Raw genomic sequence first — 5,216 nt, 5'->3', positions numbered from 1 at the left:
AGGCTTCTAACCGCAAGGACTGCGGGGTTAGCCTAATCAATTAGAGTTCGATAGAACTCTTTACTTAGGAATCCCTCACTTCTAAACGAAGTGAAAGTGGGGGTAGTTCAAGCATAAAAAAATTTAAAATACTAAAGGGATTTCTATTTTGATAAAAGATTTAACATTGAAGTGGCTACAAAATAGTAGAGATAAGGTTCAGAAAGCGTACAAGAAGTATGTTAGTTTATCCAAAAAATCTCAACAGGGGGCGTAGGGAAAGTCTAAGGGTATTGAAGAATTGTCGATTCTAAAAGTAACAGACTTCTTGAAATATAATAAGTTCAACATAAAATTCGTTGAAACTGTATATAATAATGTTGAATTATTACTTCTAAAGCACCGGCATTTAAAGCTAGAAAAGAATCTGTGAAATAATTATACATAGTAAAAAAGGGTTTGATATTCATATCAGATCCTTTTTTCATTATTAGTTTAGTATAATTGCTCATCGTAGCTACTTAACAAGAGTTTAGAAACTAAATATTTTTCAGGTACTACAATCTTAACCTAATAATTTTCTTAGTTTTTGGTATTCACTTTCCCAGCTTAACGGACATGAGGCACTATATCATCAAAAGAAAATTAGATGTTTTTAGTATTAAATAAAATTAGTAGCAATACTATCTAGGTTCTTTAAGAAAACCAAATGAGAGAGCAACATTTCAAAGGGTATCTTGTGATATAACTAAGTAGAATTTTTAAGCAGGGGGATGATGAGATGAATAAATTGAAGGGGAAAATTGCATTAGTAACAGGGGCTAGTAGAGGAATAGGCCGAAGCATTGCCTTGCATTTGGCACAGGCTGGTGCGTTAGTCGTTGTTCACTATAGTAAAAGAAAAGAAGAAGCAGAAAGTGTAGTGGATAAAATTAAACAAGATGGCGGTTCCGCATTTGCGATTAGTGCAGACTTAAGTACCTTTAACGGTATTAATAAATTGTATTCAATGATGGATCAATCTCTTCAAAAATATATAGGCGATACTACATTTGATATTCTTGTAAACAACGCTGGAATTGGGCAGATTTTAACGTTAGAGGAATCTACAGAGGAGTCTTTTGATGAGGTTATGAATATTAATGTGAAAGCTCCATTTTTCATTATTCAAAAGGCTTTGCCACGTTTAAAAGATGGAGGCCGGATTATCAATATTTCATCTTTTGTCACACGGGTAGCCTCCCCAAGTGTTTTTGCCTACAGTATATCTAAGGGGCAATTAATACACTCACTCATACTTTAGCACAACAACTTGGTGCCCGTGGTATTACAGTAAATGCAATTCTCCCGGGTATAATTAATACAGAAATGAACGCTGAGACATTGGGGAATAGAGATGGACAAAATATGCCGCAGGTTTATCGACATTTAATAGGTGGGGAGAACCTAATGATATAGCTGATATTGTAGGTTTTCTTTCTTCATCAGACAGTCGTTGGATAACTGGTGAGTTAATCGATGCAAGTGGTGGATCTTGCTTATAATACTTAGAGGAAAAGCCAACTTAAATTAAGGTGACTTTGCAATTCTATTATTTATTTGTTAAACCAGTGGACTATGTACCATTTTTTAGTTATTAGAATAGTCACCTTGAGATGGGGCCAAATGTGGTAAGTCAATTAGGGGAGAGAACTAATTATGCTTTAGTATGATTTATTTTAAGTATAAATGGTAAAAAGCAATGAATATGCACAATTTCATATGTAAATAGGTACTTTTTGTTAACTCTTTCATAGAGAAGGAAAGGTATGAATTTAGTATGATAGAATCAATTTGTATTAAATATAAAGGGGATGAGTATATGCTAAAAAGAATGATTTTAGGAGTTTCATCATTAGTAGTGGGAGCAACAGTTGGCTTAGCGACTGATGTATCCGCAGCACCTGCACCACCATTAACATCATTAAATGTGGTAAAAGTTGAATCTCAATTAGGCGGGGTTGAATTTATTGGTCCTAATAATTTAAGTACAGTTAAAGATCATGGAGGGAGCTATTTATACATTTATACAAATGAAATGGGATATGGTAGAAATCCAATTGCTCAAATGAGTGGTCAAAAACTAAAAAAAGTAGATTCTAAGATGATTGATATAAATGGGGATAGAACAGTGGATGGATGGGAATATAAATGGGATGCTTCAGGACAGCAAAATGGGCAATTTAAATATCAAAATACATCTACAAATGCACCTTGGAATACATTATCTACGTCATTAAATATTAAATAAACTAACAGAAGAATTCGATGTTATTTTTTTATGTTTGTTATATATGTAATGTTTAGATACCTAAAGGAGTCTACGTTTTTAAGTAGGCTCTTTCTAACTAATGATAAAATATCAGCAAATTGATAAACTATTTTGTCTAATCAGCAAATCAGAAGTTTACATAACATTTTTCTGGTAAACAATTCTAGGTTTAATAGTGTAATCAATAAAGGAAGGAAATCTTTCATAAAATCAATTAAGTTATTTAGTGGGTCTTTCATCATAAATATCTAAAACTACATATTTATGAAATTTTATAAAATTTTCACTTTATATTTAGTCCTAAATCATACGATTTTAATACAAAATACTATAATTTGATTAGTAATAGCAGTGAAAAAAACATTAAATATATCTAGATTTTAAAGTTAATGTTACTTTATTACATAATTTATTTAAAGGGATATATAGGGTTATTATTCAATGTAACTAAATTAATTTAAAAGGAGATAGGAAGTTATGTTTAAAGTAAAAGTAAGGGGAAAAATAAAAAAAATTGTTATGGTTTCAACGGCTTGTACCATGTTGTCAATGTATGGAGCACCAATTTCTAGTACAGAGGCAGCAACCCGATCGCATGCCCCATCAGTTTATGTAACACCACAAAATACTGCTGCTTCAGATATTATTAGCATAGACTGGTCACCAGTCCAAACAGCACCTTATACGTATTGGGCTGTGCATAACTGGAATCAGGGAGGGGAGGGTGGTGGTTATGCGGGCTTCCAACAACAAAGTGGTTTTGATCAATTCGGTAAACGTACCCTTCACTTTGCACTTTGGGATCCAATAGCATCAAACCAAGCAATAAAAGCTGAATATTTATCGTCGACTTCAGAAGCCAGCAGATTTGGTGGAGAAGGAACAGGTCTGAAGGTACAAACAACTTATAATTGGAAAGATAGTGAATGGTATAGAATGACTCTACGCTCTTGGCAAGAAGATGGCCATACAAAGTTTGGCCAGTGGATAAAAGATAATACATTAAATCAATGGAAGTTAGTTGCTATTATGGATCATCCAGTTGCGAATGTTGCATTTAACTATGGTTTATCGATGTTTCAAGAGGACTGGGCTGGTAATGGACAAGATGTAAGAGAAGCACGTCTTAAAAATGGATACAGCAGAAAAGTTTCAGATAAACAATGGAATTCTTGGAATAATCAGCATATCTCTGGACAACATGATACGTCCTATCAATACGATGGAGGATCAACTTCAGAATATCTATGGGTTAGGGCAGGAGGAAATACTCAATCAACTATTGGTACTGGAAAAACTTTTAATATAAATCAGCCTAGTCAACCAGAAATGGGAAATTTAGATTTTGATATCCAAAATACTTGCTTTGAAGCTGGAAAATTAAATGTTTCATGGAAATTGAAAGAACAAAGTACTCCACAGTTTAAAGGGAAAATTGAAATCTATGACAATGAAAAGTTAATGGGACAACCTTTAAAAGTAATTGATAATATTAAGTCCTACCAAACTGAGGTAAGTCAAACTATGCAATTGCCTCAAACAGCTTTTGCTAAAATTACATTAACAGATATATTTGATCGAACTGTAGAGAAAAAAGTAGAAATTACAAATGGAAATTCTGATATTTTAGTAGGGAATCGATTTGCATGGTCCCTAAAAGGAATTAGTGATTTCGAGTTTGCAAAAATCAATTTCAATAAGTCGACAGAAGAAATGCAAATTGACTTAAAAGCAGGCGTACCGCATCATTATTTTAATGAAACGTATGCAAGTATTAAAGTACAAAATGCATCAGGAAAAGTAGTATATAATAAAGATATTTATGGAAACAAACAATAAAATGCTGAATCGCAAAAAGTTCCAGTCAAAGTAGGAGATTATATTGAGTTAACACATCTAGAAGGTGTGCATAGAGCAAATTTCACAAATTTAGACAACAGTAAACAAGAAAGCTTTGGAAAAAAAGCAATGTATGAAGTCACAAAAGAAGGCTTGAAGAAAGTAGAAAAAATGCCAGAGACAACAATTCTAGATGGAAAACAATTTGCATGGTCATTAAAAGGATATAGTGATCGAGAAATTGCAAAAGTAGATTATAATCAAACAGCAGAAGAGCTGAAAATCAAATTAGAAGCTGGCGTACCGCATTCTTACTTCAATAGTACATATGCAAGTATTAAAGTCCAGAACTCGTCTGGTAGCGTTATGTACAATAAGGAAATCATGGGAAATAGACAACAAAATGCTGAAACCCAAACAGTGCTAGTAAAAGTGGGAGATTATATAGAATTTACTCATATAGAAGGGGAAGCAGCAAAGGAAAAAACAAGAGCGACTTTAACTAACCTTGAGAATGGAAAACAGGAATATATAGGAAAGGAAAGAACATATCAGGTTACATCTACAGGATTAATAAGACAATAAATGTATAAAAAGGTTGGGGGAATCCTCAACTTTTTTTGTCATTTTAGCCCATTCATCTCCCACCTACTCACTTCGCGTTCCTTTAGGAAGGAGTCTTCTTGGCTAAAATGATAAAGCGTTATGTAGACCGGAAATGTATAAGGTATTCATTGCTATTCCATCAAAATGCTGGTGTTACATCATATTAAAATAACCCCTAATTTAAGTATTAAAATTCTCTAAATTTCGATGTATTACATTCTTGTATTTTCTCACTTTGCGAAGCCGAGAAAACATCATCACTTTTGAAAGAACCCGAACTCCAGCGGGTTCTTTTGATTTACTTGAACTTATTTTTGAATCATTGTATTATATTTTCGAGTCTTACTTATTTAAATCATTATCAGGAGAATTTGGTCATCTCCCTGTCAAGTAGACAGTAATAAAAAGAGTATTATGCCACGGCCTTTTCCCGATATTCTATCGGGGAAAGGCCGTGAAGTTTTTCTTGGAATCTTTCTGT

At 33.2% G+C, this 5,216-nt stretch carries 2 protein-coding genes and 2 pseudogenes; 3 read left to right on the top strand and 1 reads right to left on the bottom strand.

The window, feature by feature from the left end; all coding sequences use genetic code 11:
- Window positions 1-760 precede the first annotated feature (760 nt).
- The 3 genes and pseudogenes from MR143_RS32565 (at window position 761) to MR143_RS32555 (ending at window position 4,714) form a co-directional block, all read left to right on the top strand.
- Window positions 761-1,523: pseudogene (locus tag MR143_RS32565) on the top strand (SDR family oxidoreductase).
- A 317-nt stretch (window positions 1,524-1,840) separates the two neighbouring features.
- Window positions 1,841-2,269, top strand: a complete 429-nt coding sequence (locus tag MR143_RS32560) for a DUF4879 domain-containing protein (protein WP_000919890.1) — start codon at window positions 1,841-1,843, stop codon at window positions 2,267-2,269.
- 498 nt (window positions 2,270-2,767) lie between these two features.
- Window positions 2,768-4,714: pseudogene (locus MR143_RS32555) on the top strand (DUF3472 domain-containing protein).
- A gap of 433 nt (window positions 4,715-5,147) precedes the next feature.
- On the opposite strand, the gene MR143_RS33645 reads toward MR143_RS32555, so the two are convergent.
- Window positions 5,148-5,216 (bottom strand): IS3 family transposase (locus tag MR143_RS33645; RefSeq protein ID WP_325782447.1); only part of this gene is annotated, 69 nt, incomplete at its 5' end.

Source organism: Bacillus cereus group sp. BfR-BA-01347 (assembly GCF_022663835.1).
Taxonomy (GTDB): Bacteria; Bacillota; Bacilli; order Bacillales; family Bacillaceae_G; genus Bacillus_A; species Bacillus_A thuringiensis_K.
This window is presented reverse-complemented; position numbering and strand designations above follow the sequence as displayed.